The organism is Methanolobus sp., assembly GCF_030682845.1.
Lineage (GTDB): Archaea > Halobacteriota > Methanosarcinia > Methanosarcinales > Methanosarcinaceae > Methanolobus.
In genome coordinates, this window is record NZ_JAUXNK010000075.1 from 133,732 (window position 1) to 153,421 (window position 19,690).

General features: G+C 46.4%; 26 protein-coding genes. 6 read left to right on the forward strand and 20 right to left on the reverse strand.

Translation table 11 applies throughout. From position 1 onward, the window contains the following. The first annotated feature begins 9 nt into the window (after window positions 1-9). Window positions 10-291, forward strand: a complete 282-nt coding sequence (locus Q8J68_RS10205) for a DUF1894 domain-containing protein (RefSeq protein ID WP_305311413.1) — start codon at window positions 10-12, stop codon at window positions 289-291. A gap of 21 nt (window positions 292-312) precedes the next feature. Here the strand turns inward: Q8J68_RS10205 and Q8J68_RS10210 are convergent, their stop codons facing one another. The 11 genes from Q8J68_RS10210 to Q8J68_RS10260 form a co-directional block, all read right to left on the reverse strand. After that, window positions 313-876 (reverse strand): hypothetical protein, encoded by a 564-nt coding sequence (locus tag Q8J68_RS10210; protein WP_305311414.1) that lies wholly within the window; start codon window positions 874-876, stop codon window positions 313-315. A gap of 90 nt (window positions 877-966) precedes the next feature. Beyond that, the gene (mtrH, locus tag Q8J68_RS10215) at window positions 967-1,923 is read right to left on the reverse strand and encodes a tetrahydromethanopterin S-methyltransferase subunit H (protein ID WP_305311415.1); all 957 of its coding nucleotides are present in this window, start codon (window positions 1,921-1,923) and stop codon (window positions 967-969) included. Window positions 1,924-1,942: 19 nt separating this feature from the next. Further along, the gene (gene mtrG, locus Q8J68_RS10220; RefSeq protein ID WP_305311416.1) at window positions 1,943-2,191 is read right to left on the reverse strand and encodes a tetrahydromethanopterin S-methyltransferase subunit MtrG; all 249 of its coding nucleotides are present in this window, start codon (window positions 2,189-2,191) and stop codon (window positions 1,943-1,945) included. Between the two features lies 1 nt (window position 2,192). Further along, window positions 2,193-2,420, reverse strand: a complete 228-nt coding sequence (locus Q8J68_RS10225; RefSeq protein WP_305311417.1) for a tetrahydromethanopterin S-methyltransferase subunit F — start codon at window positions 2,418-2,420, stop codon at window positions 2,193-2,195. A gap of 5 nt (window positions 2,421-2,425) precedes the next feature. Beyond that, complete coding sequence (gene mtrA, locus Q8J68_RS10230; RefSeq protein ID WP_305311418.1) at window positions 2,426-3,151, reverse strand: tetrahydromethanopterin S-methyltransferase subunit A; 726 nt, start codon at window positions 3,149-3,151, stop codon at window positions 2,426-2,428. A 1-nt stretch (window position 3,152) separates the two neighbouring features. Then, window positions 3,153-3,467, reverse strand: a complete 315-nt coding sequence (locus tag Q8J68_RS10235; protein ID WP_305311419.1) for a tetrahydromethanopterin S-methyltransferase subunit B — start codon at window positions 3,465-3,467, stop codon at window positions 3,153-3,155. Next, a complete protein-coding gene (gene mtrC / locus Q8J68_RS10240; RefSeq protein ID WP_305311420.1) occupies window positions 3,464-4,309 on the reverse strand; it encodes a tetrahydromethanopterin S-methyltransferase subunit MtrC in 846 nt (281 codons plus the stop codon). The genes Q8J68_RS10235 and mtrC overlap by 4 nt, the downstream gene beginning before the upstream one ends. 1 nt (window position 4,310) lies before the next feature. After that, window positions 4,311-5,021, reverse strand: coding sequence for a tetrahydromethanopterin S-methyltransferase subunit D (mtrD, locus tag Q8J68_RS10245; protein ID WP_305311466.1), 711 nt, complete (start codon window positions 5,019-5,021; stop codon window positions 4,311-4,313). A 5-nt stretch (window positions 5,022-5,026) separates the two neighbouring features. Beyond that, window positions 5,027-5,938 carry a tetrahydromethanopterin S-methyltransferase subunit E gene (gene mtrE, locus Q8J68_RS10250; RefSeq protein ID WP_305311421.1) on the reverse strand — a complete coding sequence of 304 codons (912 nt, stop codon included), beginning with the start codon at window positions 5,936-5,938 and terminating at the stop codon, window positions 5,027-5,029. A 254-nt stretch (window positions 5,939-6,192) separates the two neighbouring features. Beyond that, complete coding sequence (locus Q8J68_RS10255; RefSeq protein WP_305311422.1) at window positions 6,193-6,579, reverse strand: DUF5402 family protein; 387 nt, start codon at window positions 6,577-6,579, stop codon at window positions 6,193-6,195. Further along, entirely contained in the window at window positions 6,576-7,607 is a 1,032-nt protein-coding gene (locus Q8J68_RS10260; RefSeq protein ID WP_305311423.1) for a peptidase U32 family protein, read from the reverse strand. Before Q8J68_RS10260 ends, Q8J68_RS10255 begins: the two co-directional genes overlap by 4 nt. 85 nt (window positions 7,608-7,692) lie before the next feature. Here Q8J68_RS10260 and Q8J68_RS10265 point away from each other — a divergent pair, with 85 nt between their 5' ends. Further along, the gene (locus tag Q8J68_RS10265) at window positions 7,693-8,505 is read left to right on the forward strand and encodes a sugar phosphate isomerase/epimerase family protein (protein ID WP_305311424.1); all 813 of its coding nucleotides are present in this window, start codon (window positions 7,693-7,695) and stop codon (window positions 8,503-8,505) included. Here Q8J68_RS10265 and Q8J68_RS10270 read toward each other — a convergent pair. Further along, the gene (locus tag Q8J68_RS10270) at window positions 8,502-8,924 is read right to left on the reverse strand and encodes a universal stress protein (protein WP_305311425.1); all 423 of its coding nucleotides are present in this window, start codon (window positions 8,922-8,924) and stop codon (window positions 8,502-8,504) included. The two genes, Q8J68_RS10265 and Q8J68_RS10270, sit on opposite strands and share 4 nt — an antisense overlap. 123 nt (window positions 8,925-9,047) lie before the next feature. Between Q8J68_RS10270 and Q8J68_RS10275 the strand changes: the two genes are divergently transcribed. Next, on the forward strand, window positions 9,048-9,485 hold the full coding sequence (locus Q8J68_RS10275; RefSeq protein WP_305311426.1) for a DUF5806 family protein: 438 nt from the start codon (window positions 9,048-9,050) through the stop codon (window positions 9,483-9,485). A gap of 24 nt (window positions 9,486-9,509) precedes the next feature. Here the strand turns inward: Q8J68_RS10275 and Q8J68_RS10280 are convergent, their stop codons facing one another. Beyond that, on the reverse strand, window positions 9,510-9,764 hold the full coding sequence (locus tag Q8J68_RS10280; protein ID WP_305311427.1) for a hypothetical protein: 255 nt from the start codon (window positions 9,762-9,764) through the stop codon (window positions 9,510-9,512). Window positions 9,765-9,869: 105 nt separating this feature from the next. On the opposite strand from Q8J68_RS10280, the gene Q8J68_RS10285 reads away from it, so the two are divergent. Then, a complete protein-coding gene (locus Q8J68_RS10285) occupies window positions 9,870-10,166 on the forward strand; it encodes a signal recognition particle protein Srp19 (RefSeq protein ID WP_305311467.1) in 297 nt (98 codons plus the stop codon). 113 nt (window positions 10,167-10,279) lie between these two features. Here the strand turns inward: Q8J68_RS10285 and Q8J68_RS10290 are convergent, their stop codons facing one another. Next, window positions 10,280-10,459, reverse strand: coding sequence for a preprotein translocase subunit Sec61beta (locus Q8J68_RS10290; protein WP_305311428.1), 180 nt, complete (start codon window positions 10,457-10,459; stop codon window positions 10,280-10,282). Between the two features lie 97 nt (window positions 10,460-10,556). Further along, window positions 10,557-11,576 (reverse strand): S-methyl-5-thioribose-1-phosphate isomerase, encoded by a 1,020-nt coding sequence (locus tag Q8J68_RS10295; RefSeq protein ID WP_305311429.1) that lies wholly within the window; start codon window positions 11,574-11,576, stop codon window positions 10,557-10,559. A gap of 229 nt (window positions 11,577-11,805) precedes the next feature. Between Q8J68_RS10295 and Q8J68_RS10300 the strand changes: the two genes are divergently transcribed. After that, window positions 11,806-13,392 (forward strand): MFS transporter, encoded by a 1,587-nt coding sequence (locus Q8J68_RS10300; protein WP_305311430.1) that lies wholly within the window; start codon window positions 11,806-11,808, stop codon window positions 13,390-13,392. Window positions 13,393-13,429: 37 nt separating this feature from the next. Here Q8J68_RS10300 and Q8J68_RS10305 read toward each other — a convergent pair whose 3' ends face one another. The 3 genes from Q8J68_RS10305 to Q8J68_RS10315 form a co-directional block, all read right to left on the reverse strand. Beyond that, complete coding sequence (locus Q8J68_RS10305) at window positions 13,430-14,470, reverse strand: AI-2E family transporter (protein WP_305311431.1); 1,041 nt, start codon at window positions 14,468-14,470, stop codon at window positions 13,430-13,432. A gap of 101 nt (window positions 14,471-14,571) precedes the next feature. Beyond that, window positions 14,572-15,087 (reverse strand): HdeD family acid-resistance protein, encoded by a 516-nt coding sequence (locus Q8J68_RS10310; RefSeq protein ID WP_305311432.1) that lies wholly within the window; start codon window positions 15,085-15,087, stop codon window positions 14,572-14,574. Window positions 15,088-15,356: 269 nt separating this feature from the next. After that, the gene (locus Q8J68_RS10315) at window positions 15,357-15,872 is read right to left on the reverse strand and encodes an HdeD family acid-resistance protein (protein WP_305311433.1); all 516 of its coding nucleotides are present in this window, start codon (window positions 15,870-15,872) and stop codon (window positions 15,357-15,359) included. Between the two features lie 657 nt (window positions 15,873-16,529). Here Q8J68_RS10315 and Q8J68_RS10320 point away from each other — a divergent pair. Further along, on the forward strand, window positions 16,530-17,129 hold the full coding sequence (locus tag Q8J68_RS10320; protein ID WP_305311434.1) for a hypothetical protein: 600 nt from the start codon (window positions 16,530-16,532) through the stop codon (window positions 17,127-17,129). 22 nt (window positions 17,130-17,151) lie between these two features. On the opposite strand, the gene Q8J68_RS10325 is transcribed toward Q8J68_RS10320, so the two are convergent. Continuing rightward, window positions 17,152-18,237, reverse strand: coding sequence for a mechanosensitive ion channel family protein (locus Q8J68_RS10325; protein ID WP_305311435.1), 1,086 nt, complete (start codon window positions 18,235-18,237; stop codon window positions 17,152-17,154). Window positions 18,238-18,305: 68 nt separating this feature from the next. Next, window positions 18,306-19,583: a sodium:proton antiporter gene (locus Q8J68_RS10330; protein WP_305311436.1), complete on the reverse strand. Its 1,278-nt coding sequence runs from the start codon at window positions 19,581-19,583 to the stop codon at window positions 18,306-18,308. Between the last annotated feature and the right edge of the window lie 107 nt (window positions 19,584-19,690).

Sequence of the window (19,690 nt, forward strand, 5' to 3'; positions counted from 1 at the left end):
AGGAAGACCATGGCCTGTATCGACGATATTCCCTACGAGATAATGCTTAAAGGCACTACACCTGCGAAGAGCGAAGCCTTCATCCGGGAGAGATGCGATGAGGTTTACCATGTTGAGGGAGGATACACCATCCGTGGTGTCATGCTCAAAGGTGCTTCTCTTCCAATAGGCGTTAAAGGGGAAGAGATTCTTTTTGTGTACATAAAGCCCTGCTTCGGACTCTTTGTCCTCAGGCTTCCTGATGCTGCAGATGAGATCGCAAAGCTGCGTTCCAAATTCAAAAAGAAGTAACCTCTGCGTTGCATGCCACTCTCACAGCCTTGCGCTTTTTGATCTTTCTACCATCCATTTCAGGAAATTCCCTGACGGAAATTCGTGAATGGTTGTTGCAATGATCATGCCCTCTCCTATTTTTTTGGATACCATCAGAGCATTCCTGTCTTTGTCAGTGAGAAGTACTTCTCCCTGTACATCTGTGAAATAACCGTCAAACTCCAGCTGGCCCAACTCATCGACTATACATTGGATGTTGTGCTTATCGGTTTTAACTACATCTGCAGACATCTGTTTTTGTACATATTTGAGTTCCATAGGAAGCCAGTTGAATTCATGTCCGTCCACCATTGGTCCGAAAATCAGCAAGGTCCCCCCTTTCTCCACAAATTTCGCAATCTGTTTTTTATTGCGAACAAGACCTTTCAGGATCTTTGTATAATTCTGATTTGCAAAGCCTGTAGGTATGACCAGGCATCTGCATGGCGGCAGGAAAGGAGTGCCAATGCTTTCTGCGCTTATTCTCTGGCACTTTATGCCATGTTCAGCGAAAAGCTTCTCGAAAAGAAGAGGATTGTCCCAGAGCAGCATCACATCTGTCATGTGGTGACAATATAATCTGCTGATTTAATTCTTTTTCCAGTGCTGTGGCTAAAGGTTGCAGGGAACGAAAAAAAAGAAAAAGCTGGTGGTTTAAACCAGTTTGAAGATGGGGTGGTTCGGATCCTTTATCTCGATGCCAAGTTCCTTTGCTGTCTCAGCCAGCATGATATCGACCATTGCTGTTGCAGGGAACACCTTGTCAGTGTTCTCTATAGGTCCGAACAGCTGGAAGTTTGAACCGAGCACCTGTGGCACAAGGTTTGTTCCGATATCTGCGGGCATATAGATTGCCTGCTTCTCTTCCTTTGTCTCGAACTTCTTCTTGTAGTTCTTCATCCAGTCCCATGCGGATGCCATGTTGTGGTATCCCCCGCCAACAGGCAGGCCAAGGTGGCCCTTGATGGCTATGACTGATCTCATGGATGCGCCTGAACCGGCTCCGAGGGGAGTTGCTGCAACGTCCACAAGGGGCTTTTTGATACCGCATTCCCTTGCGATCTCAAGCATACCCTTGCTCTGTCCGGTACCACCGGTCTCGAGGATTTCCAGCTTTCCTTTTACGCTGGGGTCGGTTGCATTGAATGCGAGGACAATCGAACAGTTGATGTCACTGTTCTTGATAGCCTCTATTTCGTCTGCGTGGACACTGGCGTTGATGGAGTTGTAGATGGCCCTCTTGGCGACGCCAATCTCGGTCACGTACTCTGCTGCTGCAGCGCGTACTTCGCCAGCGGAGGAGTCAATGAGGAAAGGTGTCTTGTCATCAAGCTCGACGAACCAGTCGATATATTTCTTGATGGCTTCGGGTGTCTCGCCCACTATCTGATTGACATAAGGGTTACCGGTGATGCTTCCCATCTCGACGATATTCTGCCAGAGCTTTTCTGCTGCAGCCTTGTCGAAAATACCCTTATCCTCATCAGTCACGATCTTATGCCTGTTATAGAACATCGTCCCTACAAGCACTGTCGGATATTCGCCGGGCTGTCCACCGAACTTGACGCCTCCGACTTCGAATACTTCTTGCTTTTTGTCAAATCTGAACATATGAATAACCTCTTATCATTTAGATGCTGATTCCTAGACTTGCCAGGTATGGTGCTATGAACAGAACGTACAACAGGAATATGATTATCCCGGTCACTGCTCCGTACAATATGCCTATGTCTCTGCCTACTTTCTTACCAATACGCTGTGAGATCTCACTGTTTACGAACTCGACCTTTTCATCTATCTTATTGAGTCTTTCGAGCACAGCACTGAAATCTGCAGGATCAACTACCACGCTTGGTATTTTGTCACTTGCATTGCTCATCTCAGATCACCTGCCAGATAAACATCGGAAGTATGATGGCCATGAACAATACAAAGACAAAACCGGCGATAAATCCGGAAATGCCTGTTGCGGACACTCCTGAATCCAGCTTCTGGTTCCTTGCTATGAGCTGAGCTCTGTAGCGGATATCCTCTACAACTGCTTCAATGGATCCCATCTGTGGGCTGATGACCGTCGGAACTCCTTTTCCATATTCTTCTTCTGCCATGTCAATTACCTCCCGAACAATAACATTCCAAGCAGTGTCAGAGTGATGGCAAGACCTATCATTATTCCTTCAACCTTGCCTGCATGCACACCGGAGTGGAACTTGTTCAGGTTACCGATGTACATCATTTCCCTGTTGATGTCCAGTATCCTGTTCCTGATGGTTGCCATCTCGGCAGCCATTGGTTTAAGCCCGCCTGCCTCTGCGCTTTCCTCTTCACTGCCTCCGCCAACCTCAACGACCATGGGATCTGCATCAAAGGCTCCAGGGTCCTTTGCCGCATATTCCTTGATCTTGGCAACTATGGCATTCATATCTTCAGTACCGATGAAATCTATACATTCCACCTGTTCCTGGAATCTCTTAATGATAGCCTCGGTAAGGTTCTCAATGTATGGGATCGCACCTGTTGCGCCGACAATCCTGTTGTCCTTCACCCCGCCACGATGCAGGGATAGCATTGCCTGTCCGGTGATGTGTCCCTTTACTTCGGCTCCGGTAACTATCAGGTACCTGATGTTTGGGTTTGAGATAATGTGTGCAACTACCTTCTCAATACCCAGGTTCTCTGTCTTACAGGGGCCTGTAATGGCGGCACCGGCCTCCAGCTGGGCTCCGGGTGCAAGGTGAGAGCCACAGGTAATCACAGCTACACAGTTCTTGATGTTGCCTACATCATACTCTCCTTTGAGTATTGGCCAGTCAGGAGCTGCTTCTCTTTTTGTAACCATTTTATATGCCTCCGAGTGCGCTCATCACAAGCAGCAGCAGTCCGGCGACTCCCAGGCCAACTACGATACCGTAAAAGGTATTGCCATAGAAACCAGCCTGCATGGAAGTGTTTTCACGTCCTGCAAATGAGCTGAGCAATGGCTTGTTGGGCGAAAGGGAGTTTACAAGATCATCTGCTATCTTATCCAGTTCATCAAGCTGTACCATGACAGGATCCATGGAATATGCTATAACATCCTCTCTCTCTGCAGCGAGCAAAGAGGTGAGGGGATCCAATACAAGATGTGCCTCTGGGGCTACATGAATCATGCTCATTCCAGTTCCTCCTTGGAAGGCAGAAGCCCTGCACCTGTTACCATATATGCATCTCTCTTTACACGCTTGTAGAATCCGCTAAAGGAAACGTACCATATAGCGACTCCTATAAGGATTGTAAGGGACCCGGACGCAAATGGGGTAATGGTAGCAACTATTCCTGCAATTATCATTGCAATAGCACCTTTCTCGAAAGCACACGCAAGTGTACGGTCCTGTTTCTCATCAGGTCCGAGGTTTGCATTGTAGGGGTGCAGAATTGCAAGACCGCCTGCAATGAAGATGACTGCTATGTATCCGGTTGTCATGACTCCGCTTGCGACTCCCTGGGCCACGACCACGCCGTTGACTACTTCGTCAAAGAACATGAATGTCCCGATCATAGAAGTGCTGAGGCCGACAATGGTTATGGCACCCGCGGCTGCAATTTCGGTCATGGACTGTACCATTATCGGTATGCCCATATTGAGTACCTTGTTAGCAAGGAAACCTACTACGAGTCCTATTAGGCCAGCAAAAATCAGTGCTACTATGGGTCCGAGTATTCCTCCGACTGCAAGTCCGAATGTAGTTGCTATTATACCTATACCGAGGGCAAGCATGCCGATTGAAGGTACACCCGTACCTAATCCGTAATTTGCGACTCTCCTGACTGCTGCAGCGCCCCATACGATGCCGCATATCGCACCAAGGGCACCTAAGAATGACATGTACGGTCCTACAATGTCAACAAGGAAATACGCTCCATATATTCCTAAAAGGCCTCCTACTATTCCGAAGGCGATTATGTTATTCTGGGGAATTACCGCATGGGCTCCTCCTCCTCCTCCGCCTGCTGACATTTTACATACCTCCGATTGCTACTACACCCATGATGGCAGCTAAGAATGTTGCAACAAAGGACGCGAACACAGCTTTTGGGAATCTCTTGAACTTGGGGTCATGGAAACCTTCGATGGTTCCTCCGATGTTGTATGAGGGTATGACCGCATTAACAAAGAAAAGACCAATAGCGAAAATGCTTGCAATTCCTATGAAGTCTGCCTCAGGCAACCCATTCTCGATACTGAGAAGGGAATAGTATATCAAAGACCCGCCAAATCCTCCAAGTCCGGCACCTATGATGCCGCTTATGAAAGATGCTGTCGGTATTGCGTGACCCTCTGTGCCCTGTGATACATAGAGGTCCTGCCTGTCCTTCGTTATGGGGTCATACTTGACCTTTGCAGATGCTGCCGGGCAACCAACGCCATAAACATACATCCACTGTCCGACAAGCATTGTAACTGATATCATTATCATGGCACCAACAGTTCCGGATGCTATGATAAGTCCCATACTGTCAGTCACATTCATCATGTACCCTGCTGTTACAAGGCCGGTAAGACCTGCCCCTGCAGCAAGCTGAACTGTACCTGTACCTACTCCAGTTGCCTGTGCCATAGCTGCCGGGGCTCCACCTACAGGTACTAAATGGACACCCAATGAAATAAGTACACCACCGAGGGTAATTAAAAGTATATTAAGAAAATCTTCTGCTATAATTCCAACAATATCTATCAAGCTGCCACCTCTGCTTCCTCATCTATCTTATAAGGCCCAAATGCCTTACGAGCAGCTACTTCGATCTTCCTGTTCCATATAGCCAGCAACAGTACAATGACAACACCTGCTATGATGGATTCCCATCCAAGGGTTTCATTGATCGAAGGATCGAATACTACAGTTATCCATCCGCTGAGGAACACGACCATACCGAAGGCAATCCCTGTGGCAGGTCCTCCGAACTTGGCACAGAACCATGAGTTGTCGATACCGTTCCTGATACCGGATTCTGCTTTCCTCACGATGTTTCCGGAGTTGGCGGCGTTCAGGCCTGACCCGAACTCCACGTTCTGGAATTCACGTTCTGCACCATAGTGGACATCACCTGTGGAAGATCCTATCGCACCGACAGTGATTCCCCAAATGAATGCCAGCAGTGGCAGTGAGAATGGGTGTCCCATAACGGCTGTCATAAGATACGATACAACAAGTATACAGAAAGTAGTAATGAATGCGTATCCCATAATGACAGGGGTGTGTGATTGTACGATGTCAAGATATAGTGGCTGTTTGAAACGTTTTTGGCTTGCTACTCTGCCAAAATAACCTGTGACTGAATAAGTACCGTGTACAACTGCTCCGACAATGGCTCCTATGGCCAGTGCCAGGATAACAGATGCGCCGGTGCTCATCAGAACAGCAGCAGTAGTTCCACCGATCGCACACATAAGTGCATTCGATGGTGGTTCACCAGAAATAGCTTTGTTATAGATCCTGTGTGGATACATCATCTGGGGCGCTAATTGCACTTGGGAGTTCGGGTTACTCTGGGACCCTACATCAGATTCAAGGTCCTCCGAGGCACCAGCAATAGTTGCTGCGGCTCCGATCAGTGCCATTACGCCCATACTTGTGAGCGGTTCCATTCACATTTCCTCCTTTTTATTTTATCATTCTTAAGGGTAAATAGCACCAGAGATACAACACTGTCTGTTCTATCTCCTATCATACTTGATATGGCGTAAACTAACGTCAGGTGGTTTGCATTATATTAAATACTTATTAAACCTTTCGAATGAAATCTTATGAAAAACCCTTGTGACCTATTAAAATCGCATATTAACGAAGGTACAAAAATATAATTTTCCATCTATATAATATTTTGACTACTTAACTCGTGTCATTCCCGCCGGTCAAAGTTAAGTATATATATGTCCGGCCTGGGCTTTTTACCGCTGCCTCTGGCAAAATCCATGTAACATCTGCTGCATAGCAGGCGGGAGTTGAGGGAAGCTATTTCTGCGGTGCCGGGCACAAGTCTTGCAAAAAGGAATGATGGCTCTACTTCAAGATCTAAAGATGCGGCTTTGAGGTATTCTCTTATGTGCTCTTCAAATATCTCGAGGTCATCCGCCTGGAGTCCCCTTGTATTGATCGTAATACCGCAGCATCCGCAGGGAAGTGCAAAGATATCCTCCTCGATGAGGAAAACAGGTTTGGCAAGAATGTTCCTTAATTTGTTCTCAAGTTGCCCGCGGTTCTTTGATAGTCTGTCTGTTATTCTCATATACTTCTCTCCGTATTCAGGGGCTGAAGCAGTTGTTGCTCACCCTCGGAAGAGTATATCTGTACGACCCTCTCCGTGAGCCTTTTGCAATATCCGCACCTGATGCATACCTTATCGCAGCGCTTCCATTGGGAAATAGCGCCTTCGAGTTCCTTGTTAGGTATGTAGAACAGGTCCCTTATGTCCTTCGGGCAGTCAAGCAGGTCCATCAGATTGCCATCGTAGTGCCTTCCTGCATATGCTCTGACGTTGTTCAGTATCCAGTTGGGAAAGTGTGTCCTTCCGCCGATCTTGAACGTATCCGTTATATGTTCGTACTCCTTGAGGTCCTCAGGCCTTATCCAGGGTGATTTAATAAGCTGCTGAGGGTCGTTGATCCTGAGTGAGAGGCACTTATAATAATAGTAATCGTCAAGAACGTTCAGTTTCGGGCCAGGACCGTTGGCATGTGAGAAGAAGTTGAAGTGTGCGTACCTGAAAGGGCACTGGTATAGACATCCTTCATTCACCAGTAGCTTCAGCCCGCAGGAGACTGATTCTTTGATGGCTTCAAGCTTTTGGAAGTCCCTGTTGACAGCAGGATCTATAACAATAGTGTCTGCGCCCAGTTCCTCGTAGAACACTGCTTTCTGCGGCGAGTCCACGAAGGAAAGCACTGACACTACTACTTCCATGTCATATTCTCTTGAGAGCATCTCTACAAAATAAGGCTCTGCAACTGTAATGGAATCAATGCCTGATTTATTGAGCTGGTCAAAGTACCAGTTGATCTTATTGAAACCCTGGGGAGTCAGGTGCTGCCCTCCCATGCATGAACTGTTGAGGACCACTTCCATCTTAACGCCCTTTTCGTGCGCATACTCGGTCTGCTCCCGTATCTCCTCAAGTCCTGGCGCGCTTAGGTTTGTCCTCCCGGTTCCAACATAGTCGGGAGCCCCGGCCATATACACAGCATAGATATCTTCCGGACAAGCTAACAGGTCCTGAAGTCCTTCCATATGCCCTGCGTGCGGTACGTAAAGTTTCATTGTTTGCTGGTAATCCTGAATTAAGATAAGTATTTTGGTATGCGGAGGCCAAAACTATATCATGTTTCAGCTATCTCTTTATGGTATGATACTTGGCGCCTCATCCTTCGCAGGCAGTTTTTCGCAGATAGCATCAGAAGTGGAATCCATAGAACTCTACATTCCCAAGATGGGACTTTACAGCAATGCGATACTCAGGAATGATCTTCTTGACAAGATAATCGATGAGCTGTCGACAATTGATCTGTACACTTCCCTGCATGCACCTTATTTTGCCGCCTCGCCCACTTATCCGCAGGATGTACTGGTGGACACCGGGGACATGGATGATGTTGCTTTCCGGCTTATCCGGGAATCCATAGAGATTGCAGGCAGGCTTGGTTCGCGTGCTGTGGTGCTGCATCCGGGAAGAGTAAACGGCAATCGTGAGAGGGCTTTCTCCTCAATGGTCGGCAATCTCCGCTCAATCGCCCAAACAGCAGAAGAGCATGGGGTAATGCTGGGTCTTGAGAACAAAGAAGGTACGGATCAGGGCAATTTATGCACCGGCTATGCAGAGCTGATAAGAGCGATCGAGGAAGTCAATTCTGATAATCTGGGTATAACTTTTGATATAGGGCACGCCAATCTTACGTGCGGGGGCAATATGGTGAAGCTGCGCGAGTTCGCAGGCGCCATAGCTACGTATGTAGTGCATGTGCACGTACACGATAACAGGGGCATATGGCTGGAGCATTACGATGGTGACGAGCACCTGGCACCGGGAAAAGGGATAATAGACTATAGCGTCCTCAACGAACTGACCGGCTACAGAGGCATCTACAACATGGAAGTCTTTTCCATGGAAGATGTGGTGAAAGGCAGGGAAACAATCCTTAATGCTATCCGCATACCTTAGGCAGCTGCTGCTCCATTGTAGTTGGGAGGCACCACAAGCACCAGCACATCGGATAACTGCAATACTTTTTCAGTTACAGTGCCTAAAAATTTCTTAATGCCGCTCTTCCCCTGTGTACCCATCACTATCCTGTCCACGTTGCGCTCTTTTGCCACCTCTACTATTTTTTCAGGGGCACTGCCATCCATTATGATCGTTTCGATGAGTTCTTCCTGGCATCCCATCTTCATGAGTGTGTCTTTGATAGCCTGAAGTGCATTCTCAGCACCTTCATTGCGCCATGTTTTCCTGGTAATGCCCTTGTCAGGCACTACATGGAGGACTATTAACTGGTAGTCGTGTTTAATTGCGATCTTAGCTGCAACCTTTGCAGCATTCTCCGCATATGCCGAACCATCTGTTGGTATCAAGATTTTCATTATTTGGGGATATGTCACGCAAATATTAAATATTTGGGTTTGTAATGTATGTATTATACTGGCTGCAATACAATTTATGATCAAGGAAGTGCAAAGGTGAACAAATACCAGAAATTCAAGAAAATGGATACTAAGAGTTATTCAGATGTGACCCGCTTCCTCAAGAAGACCACACATCTCACAGCAAGGGAATGGGTGACTGCCCGCCTATGTGCGGATTTCAAGAACCTTTCCAACCAGTCAGAAATGACCTGGATAGGAGAAAAGCTTCCTGAGCTTGTTCCCTTCATGGAAGAAACATACACCAGGCAGGAAGTCTCCAATGCGCGTGCAACCTTCAAAAAGAAAGTCCAGCGAAGTGGAACTACATTCTTCTATGCATACTATGCAGGCCTGATCACCCAGGAAGAGATGCTCGGAATAATTCACCAGATCGTTACAGACATCAAAAAGCTCATGGTCACAGAAGGCAGCGAAGTCCCTGAGGAACATGCAACTGAGGTCCAGCTATTGATCGCTGAGGTGCTTCGCAGGATAAACGAGTCCCTGGACGAGGATTAAAAGGAAGGCATGGGTTTGTTGCATTTATCGCAGCGATCTGCGATATCTTTCGATCATCCTCATCTCTATCTGTCTCAGATACCTGGCCTGCACTACTGATACATACAGGGTGCTGTCGCCAAGTTTCACAACTATGTCCGACTCCTTTGGGATGCTGAACTCTACAGGATATATGGCAGGTCCCCCGCAGGTCGTGCACAGCCTGAAATCCTTGCCAGATTTTTTTATGAATTCTTCTACTTCTTTCTCTATCCGGATTTGCACTGGATTGTCTGTCATGGGACTAAACCCTTCTTTTCACTACTTAAGTTTTATTCTTCTCCCGGCAGCAGGCCTTCCCGGGCAAATTTAAATTTAATGAGTTCCAATGTATGCTCCATGTTAATGAAGGATAAGGGAAAACTCGTTATCTGGCCTGTATATATCGACAAGACCAGATCAAGAAGTAATGGCCGTATTATCTCTCGGAAGTCCTCTGTGAGTGAACCTACTCTCCAGGAAATAGGCCTTGCAGCCCAAAAGCTGGGAATGGCCCCGGAAATTGAAGCTGATAAAGCTTATCCGAAGTCCTGGTGGGAGTCTAAAGGCAGGGTCCTGATAGATAATACTGCACCAAAGACAGCGCTAGCCCGAAAGATAGCTTCCACCATCAAAGACATGCGCTCCGGTCAGACAAAATAATCCTGTTGATACTTACAGCAAGCAACCCCAAAGCAGGGAACGATCAAAAAATGAGTAAATAGTGATCTCTGGATCAAAATTATAAATCAAAAAGGTCCTGTTCCCTGGAAATCTCAGGGAAGAGGCCATATTCCAAAGCTGGCGTCAAGTATCATTATTACCAGGCCGATTACCACGCCTGAGGCAACTACTGTCTTTGGATTGATATGTATTGCTTTCTTGTCAGCCTCGTAATAGCGCATGAGGCCGGCCGATGACATCAGCCCGCTGCCGCTGGATTTCTTCTTTGTCATTATTATCTCCGTGAACCTTTATTCAGTGATATATGATTAGTTGTTATATTAGTTATTTGCTATCATTGATGGACTTAATCATTTAAAAGATTGTGCCTCAGGGAAGCACCTCGTCCAGCAGGAAAGGCGGGTGGAACACACCATTCTCAGTGATTATCCCGCTGATGTTCTCCATTGGGGTAGCGTCAAAAGCAGGGTTGTACACCTTTACATCTGCTGGTGCAGTCTGGGCACCCCTGCAGAACCTGAGCTCGTCCTCATCCCTCAGTTCTATGGTCACAGTCTCTTCCCAGCCCTCAAAATCAAAGGTTGAGACCGGTGCCGCGACATAGAACGGTATTTCATGTTCCTTTGCCAGCACCGAGAGGGTGTAGGTTCCGATCTTATTGAACACTGCATCCCCTGTTATCCTGTCCGCTCCAACAATAATCTTGTCTACCATACCCTTTCTCATCACATGCCCGGCCATAGAGTCGGTAATAAGTGTCACCGGGATATTGTCCTGCATTAATTCCCATGTTGTGATCCTGCTTCCCTGGTTTAGGGGACGGGTCTCGCAGGCTATCACATTGATCTTCTTCCCTGCCTCCACTGCCGAGCGCACTACGCCAAGAGCAGTACCCCAGTCCACACAGGCCATCCTTCCGGCGTTGCAGTAGGTCATAACGGTATCACCGTCCTTGAGCAGTTTTGCCCCATGCTTGCCTATCATCTTATTAGTAGCCACATCTTCATTTGCGATGTTCTTTGCTTCGGAAAGGGTAATGTCCCTGATGCCTTCCACATCGTAGGCATCTGATGTTGCATCGATGACCCTGTCAACTCCCCATGCCAGGTTCACTGCGGTAGGACGTGTGGCCTTGATGGTCTTTGCAGCTATATCCATGTCCCTTATCAACGCATCCATCGTGCCGGCACTGCTCAGCGTGGCTGCAAGCGCTACTCCGAAACCACCGGCTGCACCAAGAGCCGGCGCCCCTCTTACCCGAAGGGACCTGATGGCTTCGCAGAGGGAGCTCAGAGTGTTACACTCAATTACCTTATATTCCAGTGGAAGAAGGGTCTGGTCAATCATTACAATAGAGTTTGATTCGTCATTCCAGTCTATGGTTCTCATAATATCTATCCGAATAAAAGACAAGCCTTAGATAAAAATGTGAAGGTCAGCTTACACATTTGAAACCAATTATACTTAATAATGTTTCGAAAAGTCTAAAATCTGAGGATATAAACACATTATGGGAATTTGGGTTTGGCTTTTAGGTTATTCTGATGGGGGAACTGCGACAGCTCAGTTTTTCAGCTCTTGCTCTTGTTCAGACTGTGGTAGGCGGGGGATTAGGTATATGAAGAAATGGTTAGTGTTGATTACTCTTTCAATGGCGATGTTCATCATAGTCATTGACACGACGATAATGAATGTGTCGATATCGGCTTTGATAGTAGATCTGGATACCAGTGTGAGAGGTATCCAGAGTGCTATCTCGCTCTATGCTCTGGTCATGGCATCCTTTATACTCATAGGTGGTAAACTTGGGGACATCCTGGGCAAGAAAAGAACTTTTTTGATTGGCTCAGTTCTTTTTGGTATAGGCACTTTCACGGCTTCCATAAGCCCCAGTCTGGGTGTTTTAGTCATTGGCTGGTCTGTTTTCGAGGGTTTGGGTTCGGCGCTGATGCTTCCCAATATCCAGACACTACTGAGAGACGAGTATCAGGGAAAAGACCTGGCTTTTGCCTATAGCATAGTCAGCGCTATCGGTGCAGTAGCAGTGGCCGTAGGACCCATCGTAGGTGGTTTTCTGACGACCTTTTATACATGGCGCTGGGCTTTCCTCGGGCAAGTGTTGATAGTGATTACAGTGCTAGTGCTCAGTCGCAGCATCGAAGCCGATGTGCCCCTCCCAAGGAAGCCGAAGTTCGATTTTGCAGGGGCATTTCTATCAGTTCTGGGCTTGTTTTCCATTGTCATGGGTATTTTGCTGGGACAGACCTACGGATTCTGGCTGGCCAAGCAGCCGCTGGTGATCGGATCATGGGAAATAGCTCCCTTCGGTCTCTCCGTAACCCCTATCCTGATAGGGCTGGGTGCATTATTGATAATGTTATTGTTCAGGTGGGAAAAGCGGCAGGAAGAAACAGGTGGTGATGGCCTGTTCAAACCATCGCTCTTCAGCACCCAGGGACTTACGCCGGGATTCATTGTCCGTAATCTCCATATGGCCATTATGGCAGCCTTCCTTTTTACATTCCCGCTGTTGCTGCAGCTGACATTCGAGTTCTCTGCCTTACAGACAGGGTTTGCCCTTCTTCCCTTTTCGATAGTTGTACTGATATCTGCCATAATCGGAGCCAAACTAACGGGCCGGTTCATTGCAAAGCGCATTATACAGGCAGGATTCCTGCTGGCCATCCTCGGCCTGGGAATAGTTGCATGGGCGGTTAAGCCTGATGTGCAACCTTCCGATATGAGCCTGGGGGTGGTATTCGGCGCAGGCGTGGGATTGATAGCTTCCCAGATACTGAACCTTATTTTCTCCTCGGTAGATGAGAAGGACACTCCTGAGACCTCAGGTCTGAACGGCACCTTCGAGCAGCTTGGTAATTCAATAGGCGTGGCCCTGGTGGGTACTATTATGCTGAGCACACTGCTTATCGGTTTGCAGATGAGCATTGAGGAAAGCACTGAGATTCCTGAGGAATATAAGCCTGAACTGCTTGCGGCTGTGGAAAGTAGTGTAGAGCTGGTTTCGGACACCCAGCTACAGTCGACGCTGGAAGCATCAGGTGCTGATGCTGCAATGCAGGCAGAGCTCATGGATATTTATGCTCAGAACCGAACGAAGGCCTTTAAAATAGGGATTATCTTCCTGATCTTCCTGGCCATGGTGGGCCTGGTGTCCACCGTCGGGTTATCGAACAGGAAGCTCTGAGGATTAAATGTGAGGATGCCCAAGAAGAAAGGCATAATCATTTGTTTTTGCTCTCTCCTATAAGCTCAGCTATCCAGTGTGTGTCTTCAAAACTTCCCAGGACGGTCCGCACCACCATTGTAAGAGGAGTGCTTATGAGTGCTCCTGCAGGCCCTAACACGAAACCCCAGTATATAAGGGACAGGAATACGACAGATGGCGATAATTCCAGTCCCTTCCCTGCAAGTGAGGGGAACAGGAGGTTCTCAGAAAGACCGTTTACGATCAATATGGCCACTACAATAACCAGAGCACCCAGGGGGCCATGCTGCAAAAGCGCAAGGATCGCCGGAGGGATAACGGCTAGTGTCAGGCCTATATATGGGATATAGCCTAGCAGGAATGCCAAAAAACCCCAAAGGAAGGCAAATTCAATATTTGCGATGAGCAGAATGATAGTAGTTCCAATGCCCATCACAAGATTGGTTTTTGTACGTATCACCGCATAGTCCATTACCTGGCCGCCTAAATTCTTGATGTTTACTGCAAGTGTAAAACGCTCTTCGACTTCTCTTTGGACCTTCTCCGAAATTCCTATGGCATCTAACAACAGGAACGCAGTTGTGATTATTATGAGACCGATTGTTGTTGCAGCACTTACAGTTCCTGAAAATATCGATGCCAGAGAAGCCAGCAGGAAAATTCCCACGTCGCGGGCGATAGACCCCAGGGAGATATCAAGATTCTCTATGTATGGAATGTATTCCATAAGGCTGTCAACTCTCTCTGCCAGGTTGCTCTGGTAAGCAGGGGTCAGTTCATTGAACTGCAGTATAGCACTGACTGTAAGGATGCTGACAACCACAACGATCACCAGGAACAGCAGGATGACAAGGGCGATACTGATCACAGGATGTACTCCTCTTTTCTGGAGCTTGTATATCAAAGGAGCAAATATGAGTGTTGCAAAGAGTGAGAACAGGATGGGTATCAATATTGGTGCGATCGCCCGCATTCCAATTGTCAGAAGTACCACGGCAACTATAATGAATAGAAGCTTTGCGGGCGCGGAAAATGTGTCAGTTTGTAAATTTCTCATGCACATACCTCTTGGATATTCATTAATATCTATTATCTATATACTTTATTATATAAGTCCCGATCTACCTGTTTTCCATCCATTTTGCAAGAACCCGCACATCATTTGTAAGCCATGTAGATTGCCACAACTCCCTCCAGAATAAGCAAACCAGCTGTGATCCATAACAAAAATTGAGCGCCCACTATTACATTCGTTGCCAGGGTTACCCCTATTATTATACTGATGATTCCGAAAGCTCCGATGCCCCAGCCCTCACCACCAAAAGCAGCGATCAGGGATGTGATGCCTATGACTATACCCATGATCCCAAGAATGAACACAAGGGTTGCAGGCAAGATAAGGGCGCTCTGCAAAGGGTGCTGCAAGACCAGGATACCTGCAAGTACACCAATAACACCACTAAGGAGTTTCCATATCCATTGAGACCTGTTCTGGAAAATGCCAAGTATAAGGAATAGTCCCTGTATAAGCCACCAGAGACCAATAAGCAATGTGATCACGGTCAGGGTGGCTCCTGTCCATGTCAGCAACATTACTCCAAATATGAGGGAGGTTATACCTCCCAATAGCAGAGCCTGATTGTTTATATTATATTCATCGATTGTAGTTTCCATTCCACTCCCCCTTGAAAATTCGATTTTACCCCTTTCTGATAATCCATATCTGTGTTCTTCTTATTCTTTCTCAAGAAAGTCGAGATATTAGGTCAATTATCTTCGATAGCATCCTGTTTTTATCCGTCTTCTTATCTGTTTCTATATCTCTTTTAAAAGAATTATAAATTACTTGAAACTATGAGCAGAAACAGAGTTCCGTTTGTATCTTCCTGCATCTACCCACTTCTATCATGCGCTTCTATGGGTGTTAGTTTTTGTAGACCGGTTTACTTATACGCCCAGTATATAGTGCTGATTCCCGATATGATCATCAGGAAAGCTGTTCCAAATAGAAGTACCACTCCACCTATAAGGACATTGAATATTAACAGCAGTCCGATTATGATGCTTACAATCCCCAATATCCCGGTCCCCCATCCATCTCCCACTAGGGCAGCAATCACAGCTAGAATGCCCATGCTCATACCCAGTATCCCTAAAACTAGTGTCAGGGTGATTGTACCAATCACAGGGATCAGAAGTGGATGTTGAAGAACAAGAATACCTGCAAATATGCCAATAAGGCCTCCAGTCAATTTCCAGATCCACTTGGACCGGTCAATGAAAATGGAGAATATCATGAATATTCCCTGGACCAGCCACCAGAGACCGACCAGCATCATGATCGCAGATAGAGTCGCTCCAGGCCATGTAAGTAACAAAATACCAAATATAATGGAGGCAATCCCTCCCAGCACGGCTTCCTGGCTATTCACTTTCTGTATATAGTCTGCATTTGACATTCATTTACCCCACAATTTATATTAACTATACTTAGATTTGATATTCTGGCAACATATGTATGATATCGGAAGAAGATGCAAGTTTGTGTTCTTTCATTGAGACTATCTTACGTTGTCAGGCGATATCCCTGGAATGCTCCCTCCAGGAAAAGCAAAAATGGAAAGGGAAGAATTCCTGTTCGCTATCACTTTACCGACCTGATTATATCTTCCAGGTAATCCACAAGTACACCCAGCAATGCTCCTCCATAACCCAAAAGGCGCCACATCTGCCTGAATTGCACCAAGGGAGGATCTGACCCCCAAAAACCCTCATTCCTAATGCAAGACCTCTGTTTTTTTCAGTAGTTTACTATAATTCATTATCTCTCTTAAAAGACTTATAAGTTTAATGGAACTATAAGCAGAAGTAAAGTTCCATCGGCTTCTGAAGGCATATATCCATAAGAAGAACCGACTTCAGTAATTCCATGCTCCATCACTATGTAACATTGTGTCGAAAAGTCTAAATCTTACGATGCAAACAAGATTATGAGGATTTGTTTTTAGCTTGTATGTTACATTCATTGTAGGCGTGAACTCAGTTTGTTTTGTTCCTGCTTACATGCAGGCCATCTCATGAGGATTAGGTCATGAGGAAATGGCTGGGAGTTATAAATGTCTGAAATAGCACTAGAGAAAAAGACTAAGATCCTCTACTGGGTCACACTCATAAGAGCAGGTCTTGCACTTACTCTGGGTCTTGCAGTGATATTTATTTTCCTGCCTGGAGAGCAAGTGCCAATGTTGGTAGACTTTATGGGAATGTTCTGGTTAATGAACGGTATTATCATCCTGCGCTGGGGTATTCGAAGTAATGAAAAAAAAATAATTCCAATTTTAGCTGGCATCGTCGGTATCCTTACAGGTTCTATCGTGCTGATCGGTTGGCCGTTTCCCAGAGCATTAGGTATGTTTGTCTTGGGGACAGTGATCCTGATGACCGGCATTTTACGTGTGATAGGTGGCTTTTCCATAGAAGAGAAAGAATTTTTTCAAAGGCCAAAGAGTGTCATATCCTTAGGCTTCTTTGAGATGGTTCTGGGCCTATTGCTGATGTATATACGTGCCAAGGATGATTATAGATTATATCTGGTGGCAGGCCTGTGGGCCCTGTTTGGCTTCATTGTCCTTTTCAATGATGCTATGAAGCTGCGCCAGCAGCTTCGACAGCAAGACACCAATGATATCAATGCCGGACCTGGCCAGATAAATTAGAATTAATGATGCACTTATTTCCTCAGGGAACGAACCTGTTATCTTCAGGATTGGCGAAGTAGACTACCAGATCCGAGGACGGCATGGCAATCTTTTTGTTTATGAGGGCTTTGTATACGGCAGTGTTAAGCCTGTCCTCAGAGATGCGGATTTCCACATAATTCTCTATCCAGCACCTAATCCTGAACTTAACCCCCGACTCGGTGAATTCGAGAAGCAAAGCCTGTACAGGTTTCTCCTGCATGAGCCACTTCTCTTTTTTCAGGGCATCCAGGATGAGATCGCGTAAGTACTCTATGTCCGGTCCATAGGATATTATCACATCAGTCTCAACGCGGAACATCTTTTCAGGTATTGAATAGTTTGTGACCATGTCTGTGCCGATTATTGAGTTGGGAATTACTACAAGCCGGTTATCTCTGGTCAGGATACGTGTTGACCGCCAGCCAATCTCTATCACATCACCCCATGTATCAAGTTGTTCTATCCTTATACGGTCTCCAATCCTGAAGGGACGGTCGATAAGGAGCATAATTCCTGTGATGATATTGCTGATGGTTTCCTTGGCAGCAAAGCCCACTATGACGCCACCTATTCCCAGCGCAGCAAGCATCGCAGTCAATGCGGTCTCGTTGATCTCTAAATAGTCAAGGAGTATAAGGAGAGCAAAAAAAGATACTGTAACCATAAGGATATTTCGTATGGAGTAGATCAAGCGCTTGTCAATAGCCCCGCGATCTCTCAGCGGTACTTTTGAAAGGTACCAGTTAGAAACAATCGATATCATACGATAGCTCATATGGAGCCCGACGATCCAATATATAACAAAGAAAATATCATCCGTGAACTTCCCATAGGTTCCAAGGTATTCCCCCAGCAATCGGATTATCGCCTGAGTACCAAGAAGGATGATTATTATCAGCAGAAAGCTCTCAAAAAGGTGGAGGATCCTGTCGTCCAGTTCTGATTCGGTCTTTCTGATCCTGGACCAGAACAGATGCTTCAGTATTAACCGGCTTGCCAGTATAGCACTTGCAGTGAGTACGATTATAGCGGTAATTCTGAGGAGTACACTCCCGGTTGTCAGCACGGTATCAGTTGCTATCAACGATATAGTTCCTCCATTTATGATGATATATCCTTGCAACGTTTTCAATGAAACTCATGATTTAAGTTCTAAACAGTGCCAGTTTCCAAAAGTGCTGGCAATTCTTCAACATCTTCTTTTTCCGGAGCATCCGGCGGGAGCGTCGCTACTATCCGGGCGTACCAGTTGCTTGCAGGACCCGAGGTGATCCCATGTGCAAAGACGCTTATAATGACTGTTGTTATTACAGCCAAGCCTATGGTTCCCGAAACTTTTATCCCTTCAAGTCTTTCAATGGCGATGAGCATAAGGACAATAGATGCAAGACCCCTCGGACCAAACCAGCCAATGAACAGGCCAGTCCTAATGTCAAGATGGCTTCCAATAAGCGAGATAACTACAGGGACCATGCGAACGACCGTAAGGCTAAGCACGGCATATGCGAATATTTTCAGGTTTACAAGGGGAAGATACTCTACCGACATGACTCCCAGGATAAATAAGACAGCAAGGCTAAGTGTATTCCCTTCGGCTTTTGGAAGGATCACTTCCTCCTCGGTAAGTTTCCTTGCTGTCGTCCTTGTTGCAAGGCCTGCAGCGAAAGCTGCAACGAATCCACTTCCTCCTATATATTCTGCCACAATCCAGGAGATTAGGGCCAATGTTAAAAATCCAGTCCTATAGTATATCTCTGACATCGACCCGCTCATAAAGGCCCTGCTGAACAACCATCCCCCAACAAGGCCGATGACTATACCAACAATTATCCCAAATCCTATCTGTTCAAGTGCGATGGTAAGGAATGTTCCCAGGGGCTTGTTCATTTCCTCAACTGTTTCAAGCGCAATGACAAAAATGAATAATGGCATGACAGCACCGTCATTAAGCCCGCTTTCAATGATCAGGCCCTTTCGGACCAGAGTCGGTACCTTACGTTCTTCCACCACCTTCTGAGCAAGAGCTGCATCTGTAGTAGCAAGAATGACTCCGAGCAATGCTGCCTCTGTAAAGGTGATGTCAGGAAAAAGCAGAGTTGCAAACGCTGTTCCCAGACAGATCGTAAGTGGAAGTCCAAAAAAGAGCAGTCGTGATGAAAGCCGCTCTTTCAGAAACAGCGAGTGTAACCCTATTGCTGATGCATCGGAGAAAAAGGTAAGCACCAGTGCAACCTTGATTATCCCCAGAACGAGTCCGCTTTTAGGAGAAAGGGATATCAGATCAAGCCCTATGGGACTAAGAAGCATTCCTGCTGCAAGGAACATCATCTGGGCAGTAACAACTGTCCCGGCAATCTTCCTGGAAAACAGGCCAAAAACAAATAATAGTGTTCCGAATATCAGGACAAAGGTCGTAAGTTCATTTGCCATTGATTTACTCTGTTTCTTGTTAATCTGCCGAATATGATACAAACTTGTTCGGTGGCTTCTGAATGCAAAACACTTGCATTTACCTACTATCCAGAAACTCTTGTCCT